The sequence below is a fragment of the Rhodococcus sp. OS5 genome (genome assembly GCF_056837585.1).
The window spans coordinates 3,456,595-3,478,061 of sequence record NZ_CM166368.1; the positions used below are offsets into that span (position 1 = coordinate 3,456,595).

Annotated in this window: 20 protein-coding genes; 10 read left to right on the forward strand and 10 right to left on the reverse strand. The window is 61.7% G+C overall.

Annotation, left to right across the window (positions count from 1 at the left end):
- Window positions 1–70: 70 nt before the first annotated feature.
- Entirely contained in the window at window positions 71–589 is a 519-nt protein-coding gene (locus ACVZUB_RS16125) for a ribonuclease FAU-1 family protein (RefSeq protein WP_054187412.1), read from the forward strand.
- A 4-nt stretch (window positions 590–593) separates the two neighbouring features.
- Here ACVZUB_RS16125 and coaE read toward each other — a convergent pair whose 3' ends face one another.
- Window positions 594–1,808, reverse strand: coding sequence for a dephospho-CoA kinase (gene coaE, locus ACVZUB_RS16130; RefSeq protein ID WP_030536741.1), 1,215 nt, complete (start codon window positions 1,806–1,808; stop codon window positions 594–596).
- 159 nt (window positions 1,809–1,967) lie between these two features.
- Here coaE and ACVZUB_RS16135 point away from each other — a divergent pair, with 159 nt between their 5' ends.
- A complete protein-coding gene (locus ACVZUB_RS16135) occupies window positions 1,968–2,183 on the forward strand; it encodes a hypothetical protein (protein WP_003944056.1) in 216 nt (71 codons plus the stop codon).
- Window positions 2,184–2,362: 179 nt separating this feature from the next.
- On the opposite strand, the gene rpsA is transcribed toward ACVZUB_RS16135, so the two are convergent.
- Window positions 2,363–3,850 carry a 30S ribosomal protein S1 gene (gene rpsA / locus ACVZUB_RS16140; RefSeq protein ID WP_003944095.1) on the reverse strand — a complete coding sequence of 496 codons (1,488 nt, stop codon included), beginning with the start codon at window positions 3,848–3,850 and terminating at the stop codon, window positions 2,363–2,365.
- 337 nt (window positions 3,851–4,187) lie between these two features.
- On the opposite strand from rpsA, the gene ACVZUB_RS16145 reads away from it, so the two are divergent.
- Window positions 4,188–5,033 (forward strand): class I SAM-dependent methyltransferase, encoded by an 846-nt coding sequence (locus ACVZUB_RS16145; protein WP_007728737.1) that lies wholly within the window; start codon window positions 4,188–4,190, stop codon window positions 5,031–5,033.
- A gap of 3 nt (window positions 5,034–5,036) precedes the next feature.
- On the opposite strand, the gene ACVZUB_RS16150 is transcribed toward ACVZUB_RS16145, so the two are convergent.
- From ACVZUB_RS16150 to ACVZUB_RS16165, 4 genes are all read right to left on the reverse strand, one after another.
- Window positions 5,037–5,798, reverse strand: coding sequence for an amino acid ABC transporter ATP-binding protein (locus tag ACVZUB_RS16150; RefSeq protein ID WP_019748634.1), 762 nt, complete (start codon window positions 5,796–5,798; stop codon window positions 5,037–5,039).
- Window positions 5,795–6,751, reverse strand: a complete 957-nt coding sequence (locus tag ACVZUB_RS16155) for an amino acid ABC transporter permease (protein WP_019748635.1) — start codon at window positions 6,749–6,751, stop codon at window positions 5,795–5,797. The genes ACVZUB_RS16150 and ACVZUB_RS16155 overlap by 4 nt, the downstream gene beginning before the upstream one ends.
- Window positions 6,751–7,623, reverse strand: coding sequence for an ABC transporter substrate-binding protein (locus ACVZUB_RS16160; RefSeq protein ID WP_024487476.1), 873 nt, complete (start codon window positions 7,621–7,623; stop codon window positions 6,751–6,753). The genes ACVZUB_RS16155 and ACVZUB_RS16160 overlap by 1 nt, the downstream gene beginning before the upstream one ends.
- A 206-nt stretch (window positions 7,624–7,829) precedes the next feature.
- Window positions 7,830–8,927, reverse strand: a complete 1,098-nt coding sequence (locus tag ACVZUB_RS16165; RefSeq protein ID WP_165639867.1) for an isocitrate/isopropylmalate dehydrogenase family protein — start codon at window positions 8,925–8,927, stop codon at window positions 7,830–7,832.
- Here ACVZUB_RS16165 and ACVZUB_RS16170 point away from each other — a divergent pair.
- Window positions 8,893–9,468 (forward strand): 2'-5' RNA ligase family protein, encoded by a 576-nt coding sequence (locus ACVZUB_RS16170; protein WP_482627517.1) that lies wholly within the window; start codon window positions 8,893–8,895, stop codon window positions 9,466–9,468. The two genes, ACVZUB_RS16165 and ACVZUB_RS16170, sit on opposite strands and share 35 nt — an antisense overlap.
- Here ACVZUB_RS16170 and ACVZUB_RS16175 read toward each other — a convergent pair.
- Window positions 9,413–10,342, reverse strand: a complete 930-nt coding sequence (locus ACVZUB_RS16175; protein ID WP_482627518.1) for a DMT family transporter — start codon at window positions 10,340–10,342, stop codon at window positions 9,413–9,415. The two genes, ACVZUB_RS16170 and ACVZUB_RS16175, sit on opposite strands and share 56 nt — an antisense overlap.
- Before the next feature lie 213 nt (window positions 10,343–10,555).
- Between ACVZUB_RS16175 and ACVZUB_RS16180 the strand changes: the two genes are divergently transcribed.
- Both ACVZUB_RS16180 and trxA read left to right on the forward strand, forming a co-directional pair.
- Window positions 10,556–11,551 (forward strand): helix-turn-helix domain-containing protein, encoded by a 996-nt coding sequence (locus ACVZUB_RS16180; RefSeq protein ID WP_003944097.1) that lies wholly within the window; start codon window positions 10,556–10,558, stop codon window positions 11,549–11,551.
- A gap of 74 nt (window positions 11,552–11,625) precedes the next feature.
- Entirely contained in the window at window positions 11,626–11,997 is a 372-nt protein-coding gene (gene trxA / locus ACVZUB_RS16185; protein ID WP_003944106.1) for a thioredoxin, read from the forward strand.
- A 58-nt stretch (window positions 11,998–12,055) separates the two neighbouring features.
- Here the strand turns inward: trxA and polA are convergent, their stop codons facing one another.
- Entirely contained in the window at window positions 12,056–14,803 is a 2,748-nt protein-coding gene (gene polA, locus ACVZUB_RS16190; protein ID WP_030536747.1) for a DNA polymerase I, read from the reverse strand.
- A 302-nt stretch (window positions 14,804–15,105) separates the two neighbouring features.
- On the opposite strand from polA, the gene ACVZUB_RS16195 reads away from it, so the two are divergent.
- From ACVZUB_RS16195 to ACVZUB_RS16210, 4 genes are read left to right on the forward strand one after another with little or no spacing between them, the layout of a single operon-like run.
- Window positions 15,106–16,416 (forward strand): branched-chain amino acid ABC transporter permease, encoded by a 1,311-nt coding sequence (locus tag ACVZUB_RS16195; RefSeq protein ID WP_223304673.1) that lies wholly within the window; start codon window positions 15,106–15,108, stop codon window positions 16,414–16,416.
- A gap of 5 nt (window positions 16,417–16,421) precedes the next feature.
- Window positions 16,422–17,411, forward strand: coding sequence for a branched-chain amino acid ABC transporter permease (locus tag ACVZUB_RS16200; protein WP_003944088.1), 990 nt, complete (start codon window positions 16,422–16,424; stop codon window positions 17,409–17,411).
- On the forward strand, window positions 17,404–18,432 hold the full coding sequence (locus ACVZUB_RS16205) for an ABC transporter ATP-binding protein (protein ID WP_029255470.1): 1,029 nt from the start codon (window positions 17,404–17,406) through the stop codon (window positions 18,430–18,432). The genes ACVZUB_RS16200 and ACVZUB_RS16205 overlap by 8 nt, the downstream gene beginning before the upstream one ends.
- Window positions 18,429–19,235: an ABC transporter ATP-binding protein gene (locus tag ACVZUB_RS16210; protein ID WP_211921106.1), complete on the forward strand. Its 807-nt coding sequence runs from the start codon at window positions 18,429–18,431 to the stop codon at window positions 19,233–19,235. Before ACVZUB_RS16205 ends, ACVZUB_RS16210 begins: the two co-directional genes overlap by 4 nt.
- A 56-nt stretch (window positions 19,236–19,291) precedes the next feature.
- On the opposite strand, the gene ACVZUB_RS16215 is transcribed toward ACVZUB_RS16210, so the two are convergent.
- Both ACVZUB_RS16215 and ACVZUB_RS16220 read right to left on the reverse strand, forming a co-directional pair.
- Complete coding sequence (locus ACVZUB_RS16215; protein WP_003944031.1) at window positions 19,292–20,623, reverse strand: ABC transporter substrate-binding protein; 1,332 nt, start codon at window positions 20,621–20,623, stop codon at window positions 19,292–19,294.
- Window positions 20,624–20,831: 208 nt separating this feature from the next.
- Window positions 20,832–21,449 (reverse strand): ANTAR domain-containing response regulator, encoded by a 618-nt coding sequence (locus ACVZUB_RS16220; RefSeq protein ID WP_003944029.1) that lies wholly within the window; start codon window positions 21,447–21,449, stop codon window positions 20,832–20,834.
- Window positions 21,450–21,467 lie beyond the last annotated feature (18 nt).

Sequence of the window (21,467 nt, forward strand, 5' to 3'; positions counted from 1 at the left end):
CACCTACCGACACAATGCCCGCTCGTCCGCGTTCAGCCGAAAATGCAGTTCGGCGGTAGGTTCTTCGACCATGAGCGAGGAACGTCCCCACATTCACCGGCCGAAGGTCGAAACCTTCGACATCGCAGCTCGCACCAACGTCGATCCCAAGGGCTTCGTTCGCCCGGTCGAGCACTACCGCGAAGAACCGTGGGGGCTGTACATGGCGCGCCACGCCGACCATCCCCGGTTTCACTACCTGGAGTCCTGGATCATTCCCGAACTCGGAATTCGGGCGTCGATCCTGCACTTCACCCCGGAACACATCCGAGACTGGGATTTCTATGTCGACATCGGCGACTTCATCCGCGGCGACCAGGTCTGGACGTCCGAGGACCACTACCTCGACCTGATCGTGCAGACCGGACGCAGCGTCGAATTGCTCGACGTCGACGAATTGCTCGAGGCGAACACCGCCGGGATTCTCGACCCGAAGACGTCAGAGCGTGCGATGCTGAACGCGGCCCGCGCTATCGACGGCATCGCCGCCCACGGTCACGATCTCGACGCCTGGCTCACCTCGGTGGGCATGCCGGTCACGTGGCGCTGAGTGGTTAGAGGGACCAGCCTGATTTCTCGGCCCACTCCCATGCCCGGTGGAAAGCGGCGTCGAACCACGGCGTCTTGACTCCCAGGTAGGCGTCGATCGCAGCGGCGTAGTCGTCGATGCCTGCGGCGCTCTCGGCTGCCTTGACCTTGAGTTCGGCATATTCGGCACGCGCCGACGCATCGGCGCGAAGCCAGTCGCGGAACAGGATCGCGAACTGCTGACCTGGCCAACCGTCCACCCGAATGTGAATGTTCGCGCGGCGCCCTGGATCGGCACTCCCGTGGATCCGCTTCGCCCACACCGCCGGATCGGTCTCGCCACCGAGGTACGACGGTTTCGGGTCGTCGGCGACGATGTGCTCGATCCGGGGGAACCCGGCAGCGGCCAGATCTTCCGCGAGGTCGTCGGCAACGCCGAGGTGCTCGACAGTGATCTGAATGTCGATCACGTCCTTGGCATCGAGACCAGGCACTGCGGTCGATCCGATGTGATCGATACGGCGCGCGCGGTCACCGGACGCCAACGACAACCGGCCGATGATTCGTTCGGCCTGCGCCGGCCACGACGGGTCGGCTGGAGTCAGCTCGGGCAGTGCGCGCACTACCGTGCCCTCGCGGAGGTTCTTCTCGAAGGGAACAAGTCGATTCGCCCACAAGTCGCGGACCACGTCGTCGAGTGAACCCGGCTCTCCGCTGTTGTCGAGCCACACGTCGGCAACAGCACGACGCTGATCGTCATTTGCCTGCGCTGCGATGCGCGCACGAGCGTCGGATTCAGGCATGCCGCGCGAGCCCACCAAGCGTCGAACTCGTTCCTCCTCGTCGACGTAAACGATGACGACCAGATTGAATGCCGGCGCCATCGAACCCTCGACCAACAGCGGAATATCTTGAACGAGCACTGCATCCGACGGCGCAGACGAAATCTGCTCCATCGTCCGCGCACCGATCAGTGGGTGGAGGATGCCGTTGAGAGTTCCGCGTGACGTGTCGTCGGCAAACGCCAACGACGCCAGCGCGGGTCGGTTGAGGCTGCCGTCCTCGGACAGAATCCCGTCGCCGAATGCATCGACCAGAGCGGCAAGTCCCGGGGTACCGGGCTCGACCACTTCTCGGGCGATCAGGTCGGCGTCGACGATGACGGCTCCCAGTTCGCTGAGGATTTTCGACACTGTCGACTTACCGGCTCCGATGCCTCCAGTGAGGCCAACTCTCAACACACTCGACAGTCTCTCATCTCCGCGCCCGAGAGATTCAGACACGCCTACTGATCGAACACGCCGGGGCGTTCGAGGCTCAAATACCACAATTTCGGTGACCGTGCGGTTATGTTCTAGCGAACGCACCTGTACCTGCACCTTCTCGAGAAAGTGGACGCCATGCGAGCAGATCGCGACCATCACGGTCAGCACCGCCTCGGAATGCCGAACGGCGTGCACTGCATAGAGTTTCCCGAAGTTGCTTTTGCCCTGGCAGAGCACCGTCGTACGTGGTTCACGATGCTCGTGAGCCAAGGCCGACACAGCTTCGCGTCGATGCGTAAGCGCACAGCCGAAGCGACCGCCACCTACTGGGTGCCTGCTCCCGCAAACTGAGTTCTCTTCACGAAGTACAAAATGACCGGCAACCCCTCGGTGCCGGTCATTTTTGTGTTCACTCACTGAATTGATTCTTCGCTCGCAAGTGACACCTGGCAGAGAAAAGAACCCCGCCCCTGCACGTGCAGGGGCGGGGTTCTTCACAGATCTCGCCTGATCAGATCAAGCGGTAATCCTTATGCGTTGCCCGACAGCTTCTCGCGAAGTGCGGCGAGCTGTGCATCGCTGGCAAGCGATCCGCCAGCGGACTCGGCCGGAGCGGAGCCGGCAGCAGCCGGAGCCTCGGCGTCGTCTGCAGCAGCCGTCTCCGAGGAGTAGCCGGCAGCAGCGGTGGCAGCCTCAGCGGCCTCGTCTGCAGCGGTCTTCTCCATCTGAGCGGTGTGCATCTTGTGGCGACGCTCAGCCTCGGCGTAGCGGTTCTCCCACTCTTCACGCTGCTTGTCGAAGCCCTCGAGCCATTCGTTGGTCTCGGGATCGAAGCCCTCGGGGAAGATGTAGTTGCCCTGCTCGTCGTACGAGTCGGCCATGCCGTACTTGGACGGATCGAACTCGGCGTTGTAATCCTCGTTGGCCTGCTTCAGCGACAGCGAGATACGACGACGCTCGAGGTCGATGTCGATGACCTTGACGAGTGCATCGTCGCCGACGCCGACAACCTGGTCCGGAACCTCGACGTGGCGCTCAGCGAGCTCCGAGATGTGAACGAGGCCTTCGATTCCCTCTTCGACGCGCACGAATGCACCGAACGGAACCAGCTTCGTGACCTTGCCGGGCACGATCTGGCCGATGGCGTGCGTGCGGGCGAACTGACGCCACGGATCTTCCTGCGTTGCCTTGAGCGACAGGGAGACGCGCTCGCGGTCCAGGTCGACGTCGAGAACCTCGACGGTGACCTCGGTGCCGACCTCGACAACCTCGGACGGGTGATCGATGTGCTTCCAAGACAGCTCGGAAACGTGAACCAGACCGTCTACGCCGCCCAGGTCCACGAATGCACCGAAGTTGACGATGGAGGACACGACGCCCTTGCGGACCTGGCCCTTCTGGAGCTGGTGCAGGAATTCGCTGCGAACCTCGGACTGAGTCTGCTCGAGCCATGCGCGGCGCGACAGGACCACGTTGTTGCGGTTCTTGTCGAGCTCGATGATCTTGGCCTCGATCTCCTTGCCGACGTACGGCTGGAGGTCGCGGACGCGACGCATTTCGACGAGCGAAGCGGGGAGGAAGCCACGAAGACCGATGTCAAGGATGAGGCCGCCCTTGACGACCTCGATGACGGTGCCCTTGACGGCCTCGTCCTTCTCCTTGAGCTCCTCGATGGTGCCCCAGGCACGCTCGTACTGAGCGCGCTTCTTCGACAGGATCAGTCGACCTTCTTTGTCCTCCTTGGTGAGGACGAGAGCCTCGACCGCATCTCCCACGGAGACGACCTCATTGGGGTCGACGTCGTGCTTGATGGAGAGCTCACGAGAAGGGATGACGCCTTCGGTCTTGTAACCGATGTCGAGCAGAACCTCGTCGCGGTCGACCTTGACGATGGTTCCTTCGACGATGTCGCCATCGTTGAAGTACTTGATCGTGGCATCGATGGCGGCGAGGAAGTCCTCGGCGGAGCCAATGTCGTTAATGGCAACCTGCGGCGAGGTGACGGTTGTGGAGGGCATATGTTGAATTGCTCCGGACGAGTTGTGGTCGGTTGATGGATTTTGTCGGACGAGATGCGCAACTGTGGCGTACAAATGTTGGAAGTACTTTGTGAAGTACTAGATCGAAGTACCCAGCTGCATCAATAACGAACAACCGAATACCGGATCACATTCCACACCGCGGAAGCGCACCGCGAGCTCCCTCGGTCCGACTGATTCCGAGACCTTGGTAAAGATCTCGTATAGACAATCGGTCGGATGACAGACACTCGCGTGAGTAAGACTACGCGTCGGCTATCTTGCCGGGCAAACCCGGGTACCCTGCGCCCGCATCACCCGTTCTACTGTGTTGTTCATGTCTGACGAGCGCCATGCCGCTGCCAATTCCATTCTCGGTACCAGCGGCGTCGGCCGAGTCCGTGTCGATTCGAGTGCCAGCGACCGCGCCAGCCGTGCGTGGTGGGACGCCGACGCCGACGATTACCACCGAACCCACGGCGAGTTTCTGGGCGTGAACAGCGCGGAAGGTGAATTCGTCTGGTGCCCCGAAGGGCTGCACGAGGGCGATCACCACTTGCTCGGCGACATAGTCGACAAAGACATATTGGAAGTGGGTTGCGGCTCGGCACCGTGTGCCCGATGGCTCGCCGGACATGGTGCTCGGGCCGTCGGTCTCGACATCTCGATGGGGATGCTCGCCCGCGGGCAGGACGCGATGAATGCCGGCGGACCGGCAGTCCCGTTGATTCAGGCAAGTGCGGAACTCCTGCCGTTTGCCGACGAGAGTTTCGACATCGTCTGTTCCGCGTTCGGCGCCGTCCCGTTCGTTGCCGATTCGCAGCGAGTGATGAACGAAGTCGCCCGGGTTCTGCGTCCCGGCGGATCGTGGGTCTTTGCCGTCAACCATCCGATTCGATGGATCTTCCCCGACGATCCCGGGCCGAAGGGCTTGACCGCGACCCTCCCCTACTTCGACCGCACCCCGTATGTCGAGGTCGATGACAACGGAGTCCCCACCTACGTCGAGCATCACCGCACCATCGGCGACCGGGTTCGTGAGATCGTCGCCGCCGGACTTCAGGTGCGCGACATCATCGAGCCCGAATGGCCGGAGTGGTTGGACCGCGAATGGGGACAGTGGAGTCCCCTGCGCGGCCAACTCTTTCCGGGCACTGCAATTTTCAGCGCCGTCAAACCCTGACGGCTACAGCAGCTTCGACAGGAAAGCCTTGGTCCGGTCGTGCTGAGGATTGGCCAGGAGTTCCCGCGGCTCGCCTGCCTCGACCACAACTCCCCCGTCCATGAACACCAACTGGTCGGCGACCTCGCGGGCGAATCCCATCTCGTGGGTGACGACCACCATCGTCATACCTTCTTTGGCCAACTGCTTCATCACGGTGAGAACTTCACCGACCAGTTCGGGGTCGAGCGCGGACGTCGGCTCGTCGAACAGCATGAGCTTCGGGTCCATCGCGAGAGCGCGGGCGATGGCAACTCTTTGCTGCTGACCACCCGACAACTGGGCCGGGTAGGCGTTGGCTTTGGCGCTCAACCCGACCTGATCGAGGAGGTCCTTCGCTCGTTCGACAGCCTTCTTCTTACTGACGCGCTTCACCTGCGTCGGCGCTTCGATGATGTTCTCGAGAGCGGTGCGGTGCGGGAACAGATTGAAGTGCTGAAACACCATCCCGATGTCGCGGCGTTGTTTGGCCGCTGCTCGCGGGTGAAGTTCGTACAGTTTTCCGTTCTTCTCCGAGTAGCCCACCAGGTCGCCGTCGACGTACAGTCGGCCGGCGTTGACCTGCTCGAGGTGATTGATGCAGCGCAAGAACGTCGACTTGCCTGATCCGGACGGACCGACGAGACACAGGACCTGACCGGGGTCGATTTCGAGCGAAATCCCTTTCAGCACCTCCAATGCGCCGAAGTTCTTACAAACTCGGTCTGCTTTCACCATGGGTGTCATTTGCGTTCTCCTCCGGGGGTATCCGGAAGCGTTTCCACTACCGTAGCTTTTCCTTGCGCGTCGGCCAGTGCCTGAAGTTGGCGTGTGGTCAGTGCTCGGGTTGCGCCCTTCGAATAGTGACGCTCGACGTAGTACTGCCCGATCATGAGCAGACTCGTGATTGCGAGGTACCACGTCGCCGCCACCATCAACAGGGGAATCGGCTCGAAGTTGGCGCCCGAGATATCGCGCGCTCGACCGTACAACTCGAAGCTGTAAGGGACCGCCGTCACGAGCGAGGTGGTCTTGAGCATGCTGATGACCTCGTTACCGGTCGGCGGAATGATGACGCGCATCGCCTGCGGTAGAACGGTTCGTCGCATCGTCTGACTCCACGTCATACCCAATGCAACAGATGCTTCGGTCTGGCCCTCGTTGACCGAACTCACGCCGGCGCGGACGATCTCGGCCATGTAGGCGGCCTCGTTCAATGCCAAACCGATCACGGCAAACAGAAACGCTGCCTGCAAGTCCTGGAGATTGATGTGCGCAAACTGATGTACGAAGGGAATACCGAGATCGATGCTCTTGTAAATCGACGGGAACAGGCCCCAGAAGACCAACTGCACGTAGACAGGTGTTCCTCGAAAGATCCACAGATAGCCCCAAGCCGCGGCGCGAAGCACCGGGTTGGGAGAGAGTCGCATGACTGCCAGAATCACACCGAGGACGATCGCGATCACCATTGCCAGCACCGTCAGCTGGATCGTTGTCCACGCACCAGCGGAGATGCGTTTGTCGAACAGATACTGACCGTAAGTCCCCCATGCAAAGGCTTCGTTGGTCGCCGCGCCGTAAACGAACAGTCCGAAGAGGACCACGACGACGACCGCGGCAATCCAACGACCAGGTCTGCGTAGTGGAATTGCCTTGATCGGCACCGGATCGCCGGTCTCAGTTGTTGTCATGTTCATCAGCTTTCCGCGCCGTTGATCTTGGATACTTCGATGACGCCGGCCTCGACACTCCAGGTCTGCGCGATCTGTTGATAGACACCGTTGTCGATCAGGTACTGCATTGCCTGCTGCAGGGCGGGACCGAGGGCGGAGCCCTTCACGATCGGCCAGCCGTAAGGCGCCGAATCGAAGGGTTCTCCCGCAGCTTCCATCCGGCCCTTGCTCCGTTTGATCGCATAGCCGGTCACTGGTGAATCAGCGGACAGCGCGTCGACTCGACCGAGAATGAGCGCGTTGGCCGCGTCGTCCTGGCTGTCGTACTTGATCTTGTCGATCGGGGGTTTGCCCTCGGCCACGCAGGCCTCGCTCTTGGCGGGCACCTCGTCGATGTCCTCGGTGGTCGTGGTCTGCACCGCCACCCGAAGCCCGCACGCATTGTTCGGATCGACTGGCTTGTCCGGCCGCTGGGCCCACTGGATACCCGCGCTGTAGTACGTGACAAAGTCGACCGTCTTCTCGCGCTCCTTGGAGTCGGTGAACGAAGACATGCCGAGGTCGTAGCTTCCCGACTGAATAGCGGGGATGATCTTGTCGAAGTCGGCTTGGTTGAAGACAGCTTCGACCCCGAGCACGGCGGCAACGGCATTCATCAGGTCGACGTCGAAACCGACGATGTTGCCGTCCGCGTCCTTGAATTCGTTTGGCGCGTAAGGAATGTTGACCCCGACCTGCAGTTTGCCCGAATCCGTGACCTTGGACGGCAGAAGTGCGGCGATCTCGGGCACCTTCTGGACATCAAGTGGCGGCCCTTCCGGAACGAGACCCTCGTTGTTGGTCACACACCCGCCGCACAGTGCGACGATCAAGCCCACCAACAAGACTCGCACCACGTTGGCGCGGATACGCCCACCACTGCTCGAGCCATAACTCACGCCACGTGGCCTTGGTGCCCGTGCGTTTTCATCGACCACGACTCTGCTCTCCACTCGTCGATCGCCGCACTTGCAACGTCCATCCGAAATTCAGTCGAACGGTAGGTTACGGCAGGAGTTCCACCGTCGCCGACTTCGCAAGATTCCGGCCTGTCGTACAAGAATCAGCGACGCAGAGTGTGTGCGTACACGACTTCGGAAAATTCGCTGGTCGATGCCAAACCGCCGAGGTCGGCGGTCGCGATGCCCGACGCGATGGTCGTGCGAACGGCCTCTGAAATCCGGCGTGCTGCCGCAGACAACAACCGATCGCCACGCGCATCACCGAGCCAGTCGAGCATCATTGCACTCGAGAGGAACAGTGCCGTCGGGTTCGCCCGATTCTTCCCGGCGATGTCGGGTGCGGCACCGTGCGCAGCCTGAGCCATGACCTGCGTCTCGGAAGCGTTGATCGACGGCGCGGTTCCGAGTGAACCGGACAGCTCGCCCGCCAGATCCGACAAGATGTCGCCGAACATGTTTTCGGTCACCACGACATCGAAGTCGCCGCCGCGCCGAACCAGGTGCGCCGCCATCGCGTCGACGTGCTCGTCGTCGACGACTACGTGTGGGTACTCCGCAGCGACTGTTCGGCAGGCGTCACGGAACAGGCCGGTGGTCAGTGTGAGGACGTTGGCTTTGTGGACGATCGTGACGTGATTGCGCCGTCGCGACGCCAACGCGAAGGCAGTGCGTGCGATCCGTTCACACGCAGCGCGGGTGAACACACCGACGGCCAGCGCGATGTCGGGCGTCGGCATGAACTCGCCGCTGCCGACTGCCATGTTCCGATCCGCGTACAACCCCTCGGTGTTCTCGCGGACGATCACCAGATCCATGTCGGGGACCATTGCCTTGACACCGGGGAACGCCGCTGCCGGCCGAATGTTCGCGAACAGCTCGAACTTCTTCCGGATGACGCCGCCGGGTGTGAGTTGTCCGCGAAACCTCTCCGGATAGGACGCACTGTCGTGGGGTCCGAGAATCCAACCCTGCAGCTGCCCCAACGAATCGATGGTCTCGTCGGGAATCGGTGTGCCGTGGCTGTCGATGGCCGTGTTCCCGAGCGGAAGCTCGACCCACTCGACGGGCGGAGCATGAACCGCTGACAACGCCGCATCCACGATCTGCCGTGTCGCCGGGACGATTTCGTGGCCGATTCCGTCGCCGTGCATGAGTCCCAGCCGCATGGCCGAAGTACCGATTGCGCTCGCACCTGTCATCAGGCAATCATTGCTCACCATGGTCCAGTCGGTGGAATTGCTCCTCGATCCAGTGAGTGAGTCGGAAGTCCGAGCACAGTGGCAGCTTCTCGCCGACGCCGGTTTACCAAGTCAGGCCTCTCATCACAGCCCGTCCAACCGTCCGCACATCACACTGTTCGTCGCCCGTGAGATCCCCGCGGAGATCGACGAACTGTTGAAGCGGCGCTTCTCGGCCCCGGACTTCGAGGTCCGACTCGGTGGCTACATCGTGTTCGGCGGCAAGCAGATGGTCTTGGCGCGCTCGGTCATTCCTTCGCGCGCACTCCTTCACCTGCACCGAGAAATAGCCGAGGCAACCGTTGGTTCGACGGCGCTTCCCGCCCACGTCGAGCCCGGCGCGTGGACGCCTCATGTGACGCTCGCCCGACGCGTCGAACCTGCACGTCTGGGTGAAGCCATCGCCCTGCTGGGAACCGACGTGATTCAAGGGCGCTGCGGCGCGATCAGGCGCTGGGACGGCGAACAGAAGACGGAATGGTTACTGACGCCGCCGCTGTGACAGATCGGGTTGCACGTCGGGTCACCAGGATTCCCGCGATCACCGCGAGTGCACCAACCGGCTGATTCCAGCCAACGCTTTCGTTCAAGACTATTGCGCCGAGAGCGACGCCCACCACTGGACTGAGATAAGTGACGGTGGACGCCGCAGTCGGCCCCCACCCCTGAACGACATTGGTGTTCCAGATGAATGCGAGCCCGGTCCCCAGTGCGCCCAGAGCGATCATCGACAGGACAACTGCCGGCGTCAGGTGCATCGGTGTATTCGCGATGACCGGTGAGGCCAGAACCATCACGAATGCACCGATACTGATCTGTAATAGCGCGACCGTGCGGGTGTCGACGCCGAGAGGAAGCACGAAACGTCTGAGGTAGACAAACGAAATCCCGTACGAGGCAGTCGCTCCCAGGCAAGCGACCTGAGAACTGACACTTCCGCCGACGCCGAGATTCCACGGCGCCAATACGATCAGCACCCCACCGAATCCGAGAAGCAACCCCAGCGATTTGTATCGCGTCAGCGTCTCCCCCGGCAGAAAGGCAAGGGAGACAGCCATAGTCATCAGTGGCGTGGTGGCGTTGTAGATGCTCGCGAGTCCCGAAGACATGTTTTGCTCCGCCCAACTGAACAGCAGCCGCGGCACGATGCATTGTGTCGCTGCGAGAAAAGCCATGTGTTTCCAGACGCGAAAGTCCCTCGGTAGGCCGATCCGGCTGACCGCTGACACGAGAACCAGCGCGAGCGCACCGAAGACCAAGCGCCACAGAACTACCTGCGTGAAGGACAGACCTTCGAGCCCGATCTTCATGAAGAGGAAACTGGCTCCCCACACCACCGCAGCTGCGGTGTATTGAAAGGCCAGACTTGCCCTCAAAGGGTGAAGTCTCCGTGCGGACTGACGTCGTGACGAGTGTCGGGCGTTCGGCCGGCAAGAGCTAGTACGTTCAGGACCAGTAGGACCAAGACGCTGACGACGATGATTGCCATGTGTCCAGCCTGACGGAATGTCCCACGTGGCAGTAGTGGCAGAAAAGCCAGACTTGGACGATTTTCTGCCACTTTCCTGTTTTTCTGTCACACTCGAAAGATGCTCGCGAAAGTGGTGGTCCCACTGATGCCGATGACCGAGGCGTTCGAACTCGGCGTCGCATGTGAAGTCTTCGGCTTCGACCGATCCGACGACGGCCTCCCCACGTACGACTTCTCTCTGATCGCCGCAGTTCCGGGTCCGATCCGAACGCGGTTCGGGTACAACATCGATGTTCCGTACAACCTCGATTCTCTCGACGACGCCGATCTCATCGTCGTGTCCGCCGGCGGAACCTACGACGCCGGCGACGCGTACATGTGCTCACCGAGTCCCGACTCGAGTGTCGATCCCCTGTTGGTCAAACTCAACGAGGCCGTAGCCCGGGGCGCCAAGGTGGCGAGTCTGTGCACCGGAGCGTTTGTCCTCGGGGCGGCTGGACTACTGGACGGAAGGCGATGCACGACGCATTGGCGGCATGCAGAGAGGCTTGCCCAGACGTATCCGGAAGCCAAGGTCGATCCGGACGTGTTGTACGTGGACGAAGATCCGGTGTTCACCAGCGCAGGCACCGCGGCAGGAATTGACCTGTGCCTGCACATCGTCCGAAAAGAACAGGGTTCTCGCGTTGCCAATGGCATCGCGAGAAGGATGGTGGTGCCGCCCCATCGTGACGGTGGGCAAGCCCAGTACGTTGCCACTCCCCTCGCCTCGACGCCGAGTGCAACCCTTGCCCCGCTCCTCGACTGGATGACGGAGAACCTCGCCCTCGACCTCACTGTGGGCATGGTCGCAGCCCGCGCGAACATGTCCGCGCGCACGTTCGCGCGCCGTTTCCAAGCGGAAACGGGAACAACCCCCGCCCGCTGGCTCAGCGATCAGCGAGTACTGGCCGCCCAACATCTCCTCGAGAATTCCGACCTCTCCGTCGACGTCATCGCAGAACGCGTCGGATTCGGCGGCGGTGCCGTGCTTCGCCAGCACTTCATTCGTCTGCGTTGCACCACGCCGCAGGCCTACCGCCGGACGTTTCGGGCGACCGAGAACGCAAGCTGAAATCGGCTCAGGGAAGAATCAGCGGTTCCGGGGCGTTGCACACACCAACAGCCCGCACAATGGAAAGGACCCCTGTGGCCACCCAGACACTCACCCAGCAGAACTTCGACGAAACGATCAACGGCAGCGACGTCGTCCTCGTGGACTTCTGGGCCTCCTGGTGCGGCCCGTGCCGCCAGTTCGCACCGACGTTCGAAGCCTCTTCGGAGAAGCATGCCGACGTCGTTCACGCCAAGGTCGACACCGAGGCCGAGCAGGGAATCGCAGCGGCCGCCAACATCCGCTCCATCCCCACGATCATGGCCTTCCGCGAAGGCGTACTCGTGTTCAACCAGGCCGGCGCGCTTCCCGCCGCTCAGCTCGAGGAGCTCGTCACTCAGGTCAAGGCACTCGACATGGACGAGGTCCGCAAGCAGATCGCAGAGCAGACCGCATCTGCTGAATAGCGTGAAAAGGCTGGGCCGGAATCGAAGTCGATTCCGGCCCAGCCTTTTTCGTTGCTGCCTAGTGAGCCGCGCTGTCCCAGCTTCGACCGGTTCCCACCGAAACATCCAGAGGTACCGACAGCTCGATGGCTGTGGCCATCTTGTCCTTGACCAGCGCGGTGACCTCCTCCAACTCGGAGGCAACCACTTCGAGCACCAATTCGTCGTGCACCTGCAACAGCATGCGCGACTTCAATCCGGCGTCGGCGAGAGCCTTCTGCACGTTGATCATCGCCACCTTGATGATGTCGGCCGCAGTGCCCTGGATCGGCGCATTGAGGGCAGCACGTTCGGCAACCTCACGACGCTGACGGTTGTCGCTGTTGAGGTCCGGCAGGTAGCGACGACGACCGTAGAGCGTCGAGGTGTAGCCGTCCTTACGTGCCTGCTCGACCACCGCGTGGAGGTAATCCCGCACGCCGCCGAAACGAGCGAAGTACGCATCCATCTGCTGCTTCGCTTCTTCGGTCGAAATCTTCAGCTGCGACGCCAATCCGTAGGCACTGAGCCCGTAGGCCAGACCGTAGGACATCGCCTTGACCCGGCGCCGCAGTTCTGGAGTCACCTCTTCGATCGGTACACCGAATGCGCGCGAGCCGACAAAGCTGTGCAGGTCCTCACCGGTGTTGAATGCCTCGATCAGTCCCTCGTCGCCTGATACGTGCGCCATGATGCGCATTTCGATCTGGCTGTAGTCGGCAGTGAGTAGAACGTCGAACCCTTGCCCGACTACGAATCCGTCGCGAATCTCGCGCCCCGCGTCGTTTCGCACCGGGATGTTCTGCAAGTTCGGATCGGTCGACGACAGACGTCCGGTCGCGGCAACCGTCTGGTTGAACGTCGTGTGAATGCGTCCGTCTTCGGCTACGGCCTTGAGAAGACCGTCGACGGTCACCTTCATACGCGTCGCATCACGGTGCGCGAGAAGGTGTTCGAGGAACGGGTGTCCTGTCTTGTCGAACAGACCCTGCAACGCCTCGGCGTCGGTGGTGTAGCCCGTCTTCGTCTTCTTCGTCTTGGGCATGTCGAGTTCTTCGAACAAGACCACCTGCAGCTGCTTCGGCGAACCCAGGTTGATCTGCTTGTCGATCACCTCGTAGGCCGAGTTTGCTGCGTCGGCGACCTGGGAGGCGAAACGGCTCTGAAGATCGTGCAGATGCGCGCTGTCGACGGCGATGCCGGTGGCCTCGATCTGAGCGAGCTCGATCGTCAACGGCAGTTCCATGTCGGAGAGGAGCGACTTGGATTCGATCGACTCCAACTCGGTGTCCAGTGCAGCTGCCAAGTCGAGAACGGCCTGAGCGCTGAGCATCGCGGTCTCGGCCGCTTCGGCATCGAGCTGCTCGGTGTCGTCGAGCAGTGAAAGCTGTTCCTGGCCGGATGTTTCGGCGCGCAGTTCACGCTTGAGGTAGCGGAGCGAGAGGTCGTCGAGATTGAAGCTGCGCTGGCCCGGCCGGACGAGGTACGCGGCCAGAGCAGTGTCGCTGGTCAGTCCACCGAGCGTCCAACCACGCCCACGCAGAGCATGGATCGCCCACTTGGCTTCGTGCAGCGCCTTCGGCTGCGATGCGTCGGCGAGCCAATCACCGAGAGCTGCTTCGTCTTCCGGTGTTGCCGTCGACGCCGCGATGTATGCACATTCACCGTCGGAGGCCGCGATCGCGAGTGCAGTGACGTCGCCGGCGAACGGAGTTCTGGTTCCGAGCACCGTCACGCCGTGACGCTCACCGGTTCGTGCGTGGGCGTCGAGCCACGCGGCAACCGCACCCGGGGCGAGTGCGTCGCCGCTGACCTCGAACCCTTCCTCTGCTTCGGGCTCGGACGACGACAGGGTCGCGAACAGTCGATCGCGGAGAACCTTGAACTCGAGATCGTCGAACAACGCATGAATCTTCTCGCGGTCCCACGGGGCCAACACCAACTGCTCGGGCGTGTACGGCAAGGGAACGTCGCGAACCATTTCGGTGAGCTGACGATTGAGCAGGACGTTCGCGAGGTTCTCCCGCAGTGAGTCGCCCACCTTGCCGCGGACCTTGTCCACGTTGTCGACCAGTCCCTGCAGGTCGCCGTACTCACGGATCCACTTGGTGGCGGTCTTCTCGCCGACGCCGGGGATGCCGGGGAGGTTGTCACTCGGGTCGCCGCGCAGGGCAGCAAAATCGGGATACTGCGCCGGGCTGAGGCTGTACTTCTCCTCTACGGCCGTCGGCGTGAATCGGGTGAGCTCCGAGACACCCTTCTTCGGGTAGAGCACAGTGACGTTGTCGGTCACCAGTTGCAGCGAGTCACGGTCACCGGTCACGACGAGAACCCGGTATCCGAGTGCCTCCGCCTGCGTGGTCAAGGTGGCGATCACGTCGTCGGCTTCGAAACCTTCCTCGGCCATGACCGGGATGCCCAGCGCGCCGAGAACGTCCTTGGTGATGTCGATCTGGCCCTTGAATTCGTCCGGAGCCTTCGCGCGCTGCGCCTTGTATTCGGGGAACAGGTCGGCGCGAAACGTCTGACGCGAAACGTCGAAGGCCGCGGCCAGGTGGGTGGGCTGCTCGTCACGAAGAAGGTTGATCAACATCGACGTGAAGCCGTACACCGCGTTGGTGGCCTGCCCACTGTGTGTCTTGAAGTTCTCTGCAGGCAGCGCATAGAAGGCGCGAAATGCCAACGAATGCCCGTCGAGAAGCATCAGAAGAGGGCGATCGTCCGCCTTGCCGGTGGTGCCGGCTGAAGCGGTGGACGTGCTGGACCGAGTTGTGGTTGCGGGGCTCACGGTTCATCAGTCTAGGGATCGCGACCGACATCGACGCCTTCGCCGTTGTTTACGCAGGAACAGACACAAGAATCGGACAATTGATGCAGCCTTCGGCCTTCGATACGGAACCGAAACATCCCGGAAATCTCAGAACCCCATCTGAAGCGAACGGAGCCGTTAGAGTCCGGAAATCGCAGCAGCGAAACAATCCCTCTGCTGCGCGGCACTTTGTCCAGACGCGCTATTCCCGACCCGCTCGGAGGACGTACGTGGCCCCACCCGTAGTGAAACGGCAGACCCTCGCGACACTCAGCCGACTACTGGCCTTTGCATTACTGACGTTCTTCGCATTACTCAGCCTGGCCGGAACTGCTTCGGCTCAGGAACCGACCACTTCCCCTACACCGCCGACCCCGACAGCATCCGCGCCACCGACAGCACCGGTTCCCGACAACGCTGTCCCCGTCAGCGGCAATCTCAACAACGGCGGCACACGCCTCGAGGGCGTCACCGTGCGTGCACTCGATTCTTCCGGCACGGAAGTCGCCACCGGAGAATCGGCATCGAACGGCCGTTGGGAACTGGCCGTGGCACCGGGCACCTACACCTTCGAGATCGTTGCCGACACACTTCCCGACGGGGTCAGTGTGCAAGCCGCTGTCGAACGCGAGGTGGTGGCCGGCCGCGCGAACACCGTGATCTTCTCGTTCGGCGAGGTACGTACCGCCTCGAATGTCAGCTTCGGCGAGAAGCTGATCCGCACGACGGTCGACGGTCTGCGGTTCGGCCTCGTGATCGCGATCGCCGGTGTGGGTTTGAGCCTGATCTACGGCACCACTGGCCTGACCAACTTCGCTCACGGCGAGATGGTGACGTTGGGAGCCGTTGCTGCCTGGGTGATCAACACGTCCTTCGGCGTTCCGCTGATTCCCGCCACGATCCTCGCGATCTTCGTCGGCATCGGCATCGGCCTGCTGACCAACGGAATCGTCTGGAAACCACTGCGTAAGCGCAAGACCGGGTTGATCGCGCAATTGGTGGTCTCGATCGGCCTCGCGATTTCATTGCGCTACTTGATCCTGATCTTCTTCTCCGACCGCGCCGAACCGTTCGACGACTACCAGGGCCAGGTCGAGAAGAACTGGGGCCCGATCGCACTGACCGACGCCAACGCGATAGTCATGATCGTCAGTCTGGTCGTCCTGGTCGGCGTCGCACTGCTTCTGCAGAAGACTCGCATCGGAAAGGCCATGCGTGCCGTCTCCGACAATCGTGACCTCGCCGCTTCGTCCGGAATCAACGTCGAGCGCGTGATCATGTTCGTCTGGGGTCTCGGCGGCGGATTGGCCGCCCTCGGCGGTGTGCTGTTCGGCATCTCCGAACTCGGCGGACGCGTCCAGTGGGAAATGGGATTCAAACTGTTGCTGCTCATGTTCGCCGGAATCACCCTCGGTGGTCTGGGAACCGCGTACGGGGCGCTACTCGGCTGCGTCATCGTCGGACTTCTGGTCCAACTCTCGACGCTCATCATCAACCCAGACCTCAAATACATCGGCGGACTTCTCGTCTTGATCGTGATCCTCGTGGTTCGCCCCCAGGGCATCCTCGGATCCAGACAAAGGATCGGGTGACGAATATGGACATCATGGGAGCTTTCCAGGTTTCCTTCGCCCAGCTGATCGGGCCGTCGGCAATCTTCTACGCACTGTTGGCAATCGGGTTGAACCTGCACTTCGGCTACGCCGGACTGCTCAATTTCGGTCAGATCGGTTTTGCCCTTCTCGGCGGCTACGGCGTCGGCATCATGACCGTGACCTACGACCAGCCGCTCTGGCTCGGCATCCTCGTCGGACTCACCGCAGCCGGGCTCCTCGCGCTCGTGCTCGGTATCCCGACGCTGCGTCTGCGCGCCGACTATCTCGCCATCGTGACCATCGCCGCTTCGGAGATCTTGCGTCTGATCTTCCGCTCGACCGCGTCGGATTCGGTGACCGGTTCCACTAATGGCCTGTTCGGTTTCGCAGACCCGTTCACCGCACTGAGCCCCTTCGACTCGGCCAAGCAGTACTCATTTCTCGGCGTGAAGTTCTACGGAGACGACCTCTGGTCGATGGTCGTGGGGTGGACGCTGGTCTTGATCTTGTGCGGATTTGTCTACCTGTTGACGCACAGTCCGTGGGGGCGCGTCCTCAAGGCGGTTCGCGAAGACGAGGACGCAGCGCGATCGTTGGGCAAGAACGTCTTCGTGTACAAGATGCAGGCGCTGGTTCTCGGCGGCGTGATCGGTGGTCTGGCCGGGGTGTTCAACGCTTTGCAGACCAAGTCCATCAACCCGGACTTCTACTCGACCGCGCAGACGTTCTTCGCGTTCGGCGCACTGATTCTGGGCGGGGCGGCAACGGTATTCGGCCCGGTGGTCGGCGCAATGTTGTTCTGGTTCCTCCTCGCCATCCCTGATGCCTTGCTGCGTCAGGCGATCTCCGGCGAGAATCCGCTGCTCTCGCTGACCGAACAACAGGTCGGGGCCACCAGGTATGTCCTGCTCGGATTGATGATTGCTCTCCTGATGGTCTTCAGACCGCAGGGAATACTGGGTAACAAGCGGGAGGTGCAACTCAATGCTTGACGCCGATACCAGAGCACAGATCTTTGCCGACGTTCCTCACCTTCCCGGATCGGCGAAACCCGACCCGGTGTTGGTCGCTGACAACGTCTCGCGAACGTTCGGCGGTCTCAAGGCCGTCGACGTCGATCACCTCGAGATTCAACGAGGGTGCATCACGGGTCTGATCGGTCCAAACGGTGCCGGAAAAACGACGCTCTTCAACCTCCTTACCGGATTCGACCGGCCGGACACCGGTACGTGGTCGATGGACGGTCAATCGCTGGGCCGCATGTATCCCCACCAGGTAGCCAGGAAAGGAGTGGTACGGACGTTCCAGTTGACCAAGGCGCTCTCCAAACTCACCGTGCTGGACAACGTACGTCTCGGTGCCACCGGCCAACGTGGTGAACGCATTTTTGCATCTCTCGTCCCGTGGATCTGGAAAGGCCAGGAACGCGAGATCACCGAACGCGCCAACGAACTCCTCGCACGATTCAAACTCGACACCAAGGCCGACGACCTCGCCGGTTCACTCTCCGGTGGGCAGCGCAAACTGCTCGAAATGGCTCGCGCACTCATGACCTCGCCCTCGGTGGTGATGCTGGACGAACCGATGGCGGGGGTCAATCCTGCTCTGACGCAAAGCCTGCTCGGACACATCAAGTCATTGCGCGACGACGGAATGACCGTCGTGTTCGTCGAGCACGACATGGACGTAATCCGAGACATCAGCGATTGGGTGGTGGTCATGGCGCAGGGCAGCGTCATCGCCGAATCCACCCCGGACGAACTCTCGTCCAACACAGCCGTCGTCGACGCATATCTGGGCAGCCACCATGACCAGGCCCTCGAGTTCGACGACAACGGAAATCCGGTGGGCGAGACGGCCGTTCTGGCCGCCGCCCTGGCTGAAGCCGAGGTCGAAACCCTCGAGTCGGGCGGGGACCTGTCGGAACCCGACGTCGACAACCTTCCGGCCGATCTCGCCGCGACGCTGGAATCGAGTCCCGAGGAACCGCGCGGAAGGCACGAGAAGCCATGAGCGAGAACCACGCACGTTCACTCACGCCTGCAGAGTTCGCCGCGACGGCCGAGGAGCATCAGCGACTGTCGGCAGGTGCCCTGCTCCGCGCCGACAGCCTCGTCGCGGGCTACATTCCCGGCGTCAACATCCTGCGTGAATGCAACTTCTTCCTGAAGGAAGGGGAAATCGTCGGGATCATCGGACCGAACGGCGCAGGCAAATCGACACTCCTGAAATCACTGTTCGGACTGATACCGGTACGCGAAGGGTCGGTCACCCTACGCGAGGACAACATCACGTCTGCGCCCGCTCACGTCCTCGTTCAGAAGGGAGTCGGGTACGTCCCTCAAACGCAGAACGTCTTTCAGACTCTGACCATCGAAGAAAACCTCGAAATGGGCATTTATCTGCGTCCCAAGGCATTCGCGGAACGATTCGCCTTCGTGAGTGAACTATTCCCTCTTCTGAGTGAACGACGAAAGGTGAAGGCCGGCGCACTCTCGGGTGGCGAACGCCAGATGGTCGCGATGGGCCGGGCCCTGATGATGGATCCGTCGGTGCTGCTGCTCGACGAACCGTCCGCGGGCCTGTCCCCCATGTTCCAGGACGAGGTGTTCATCCGCTGCAAGAAGATCAATGCTGTCGGTGTCTCGGTCATCATGGTCGAGCAGAACGCGCGCCGCTGCCTTCAGATCTGCGACCGCGGTTACGTACTCGATCAGGGTAAGAACGCGTACACCGACACCGGCGCCAATCTGATGAACGACCCCAAGGTGATCGAGTTGTACTTGGGAACGCTCGCTGGAAGCAAAGAGAAGTAGGACAGACACGAGAATGGGCCAGGGTCGCGAGACCCTGGCCCATTCTCCTTGGCTGCTTACTTGCCCACCACCACGAATCCTTCTGTGGTCAGGGTGTTCTCAGGGCCGAACTTGAGCTTTCCGTACGAACCGATGGACGGCTCCCCCGAATCGTTGAAGTCCAACTCACCGGTGATGCCGTCGTAGTCGATGTCGGTTCCCGCCTTCACCAACGGCAGGCACTCGACGTAGGACGTGCACTTGGTGCCGCCTTCGGTGACGCTGTTGATGTTGGCCGCGATGTCGGTACCGGCCGTCGACTTCGCCTGCTCGGCAGCGAGCGCTGAGATCACCACCGCGTCGTATGACTCTCCGGCGTAGTTGAAGTCGATCAGAGAGGGGTTCACAGCCTTCAGACGATCCTGGAAGGCAGCTCCGACGTCCGTCAGGGGCGTCGTTCCCTGCATGGTGTCGAGCAACGGCTTCGCCACGGATTCGCCGAGAGCGTTGCCCATGTTGCCGTCGACGCCGTACATCGCCATTCCGTCCGACGGGCCGATGCCCACTTCGTGCATGCGCGTGATGATCTTCGCCGACTCTTCGAAGCCCACCAGTGCCACTGCATCCGGATTGAAGTTCTTGACTTGATCGACTTCGGAGTTGAACGACTGCGCGTTCGGGTCGTAGATGATCTTCTCGATCTGATCGGAGGGGACACCCGAATCGATCAGATTCTTTTCGATGTTGTCCGCCAGACCCGTCCCGTACGGGTCGTTGAGGGCCATGATCGCTACGCGCTGACCACCGTCGTCCGAAATGAGCTGTGCGACGGCCTGAGCCTGCAGTACGTCCGTCGGAGCGGTGCGGAAGTACATGCCCTTGTCTGGGTAGCAGACGAATTGGTCCGAGGTGTTGGCAGGCGAGAACATCACGACGCCTGCGCTGGCGATCTTGTCGATCACCTTGAGCGAGACCGAAGACGACGCGGCGCCGACGATGACCTGAGTGCCTGCAGCCAATTCGCGGTCGACGGTGGTATTGGCGGTGTCCGTTGTGGTGTCACCCGAATCGCCGGGAATCAGCTGGACCGGTTGGCCGAGAACGCCTCCGGCTGCATTGACGTCGTTGACTCCCAGCTGGGTGCCCGCGACCATCGGCGGCCCGAGGAACGACAAGCTGCCTGTATCGGGAAGAAGCGTGCCGATGCGCAGCGCTTCCGTGGACGGGGTGGCGCCGGCCTTGGCCTGCTCCGGGGTGCAATCAGTCGTGACGGATGTCGTCGCGGCAGAAGCGCCGGACGTAGAGCCACTCGAAGACGAGTCATCCGACTTGTCCGAGCTACAGCCTGCAAGTGCCAGTGATGCCGCGCCGAGAACTGCAGCAGTACGCACAAGTGTTCGTCTAGCCATCCCACGCTCCTAAGATCAGCCGGTGCTCGCGCCACCCGAACTGGCGCTCGCTGTGGGATCAGACGCTAGACCTTGGAACCGTTTCGCGATCCTTCAAGAAAGCCCTGTGACCTGACTGTTATCTGAAGGTGCACAGTGTTTACACGGCTGTAGCGCTGCGCGACGTTTCGACGGTCGACGCAGCAACCCGGTAACCCGGACACTTTGCTCAAGCGTCCGGTTCACCGCCCAGAGTTTCCAGTACGACCTGTGCGACCGCCTTCATCGTGGAGCGCCGATCCATCGCGGCGCGCTGAATCCACTTGAACGCCTCAGGTTCGGTGAGCGCTTGGCGCACCATCAGAACACTCTTGGCTCGCTCGATCAGCTTGCGCGCTTCGAGCCGGTCCGAAAGATCAGCGACCTCACGCTCGAGCGCCGTCACCTCGCGGAAACGACTGACCGCCAATTCGACAGCGGGAACGAGGTCACTGATCGAGAACGGCTTGACCAAGTAAGCCATGGCGCCGGCATCGCGTGCGCGCTCGACCAACTCGCGCTGACTGAACGCTGTGAGAATGACAACAGGAGCGATGCGTTTGGCGGCAATCTCCGAAGCGGCGTCGATGCCGTCTCTCCTGGGCATTTTCACGTCCATGATGACCAGATCAGGCTTGAGCGACTCGGCCAACTCCACCGCGACCTGCCCGTCACCCGCCTCACCGACGACGTCGTAGCCCTCTTCGCGGAGCATCTCGACCAGATCCATGCGGATCAACGCCTCGTCTTCAGCGACGACAACACGACGGGGTGCGAGCTGATTGCCTTGCGGCTGCGGCGAATTCATGGCCACCATCCTCCTCCA

Bases quoted from the DNA above. Each gene is read 5' to 3' on its own strand.
- ACVZUB_RS16155 (WP_019748635.1), bottom strand. From the start codon at position 6,751: ATGAACATGACAACAACTGAGACCGGCGATCCGGTGCCGATCAAGGCA.
- ACVZUB_RS16200 (WP_003944088.1), top strand. From the start codon at position 16,422: ATGGACATCATGGGAGCTTTCCAGGTTTCCTTCGCCCAGCTGATCGGG.
- ACVZUB_RS16220 (WP_003944029.1), bottom strand. From the start codon at position 21,449: ATGAATTCGCCGCAGCCGCAAGGCAATCAGCTCGCACCCCGTCGTGTT.
- ACVZUB_RS16205 (WP_029255470.1), top strand. From the start codon at position 17,404: ATGCTTGACGCCGATACCAGAGCACAGATCTTTGCCGACGTTCCTCAC.
- ACVZUB_RS16215 (WP_003944031.1), bottom strand. From the start codon at position 20,623: ATGGCTAGACGAACACTTGTGCGTACTGCTGCAGTTCTCGGCGCGGCA.
- ACVZUB_RS16125 (WP_054187412.1), top strand. From the start codon at position 71: ATGAGCGAGGAACGTCCCCACATTCACCGGCCGAAGGTCGAAACCTTC.
- ACVZUB_RS16210 (WP_211921106.1), top strand. From the start codon at position 18,429: ATGAGCGAGAACCACGCACGTTCACTCACGCCTGCAGAGTTCGCCGCG.
- ACVZUB_RS16135 (WP_003944056.1), top strand. From the start codon at position 1,968: ATGCGAGCAGATCGCGACCATCACGGTCAGCACCGCCTCGGAATGCCG.
- ACVZUB_RS16165 (WP_165639867.1), bottom strand. From the start codon at position 8,927: ATGACAGGTGCGAGCGCAATCGGTACTTCGGCCATGCGGCTGGGACTC.
- ACVZUB_RS16170 (WP_482627517.1), top strand. From the start codon at position 8,893: ATGGCCGAAGTACCGATTGCGCTCGCACCTGTCATCAGGCAATCATTG.
- rpsA (WP_003944095.1), bottom strand. From the start codon at position 3,850: ATGCCCTCCACAACCGTCACCTCGCCGCAGGTTGCCATTAACGACATT.
- ACVZUB_RS16145 (WP_007728737.1), top strand. From the start codon at position 4,188: ATGTCTGACGAGCGCCATGCCGCTGCCAATTCCATTCTCGGTACCAGC.
- ACVZUB_RS16180 (WP_003944097.1), top strand. From the start codon at position 10,556: ATGCTCGCGAAAGTGGTGGTCCCACTGATGCCGATGACCGAGGCGTTC.
- ACVZUB_RS16150 (WP_019748634.1), bottom strand. From the start codon at position 5,798: ATGACACCCATGGTGAAAGCAGACCGAGTTTGTAAGAACTTCGGCGCA.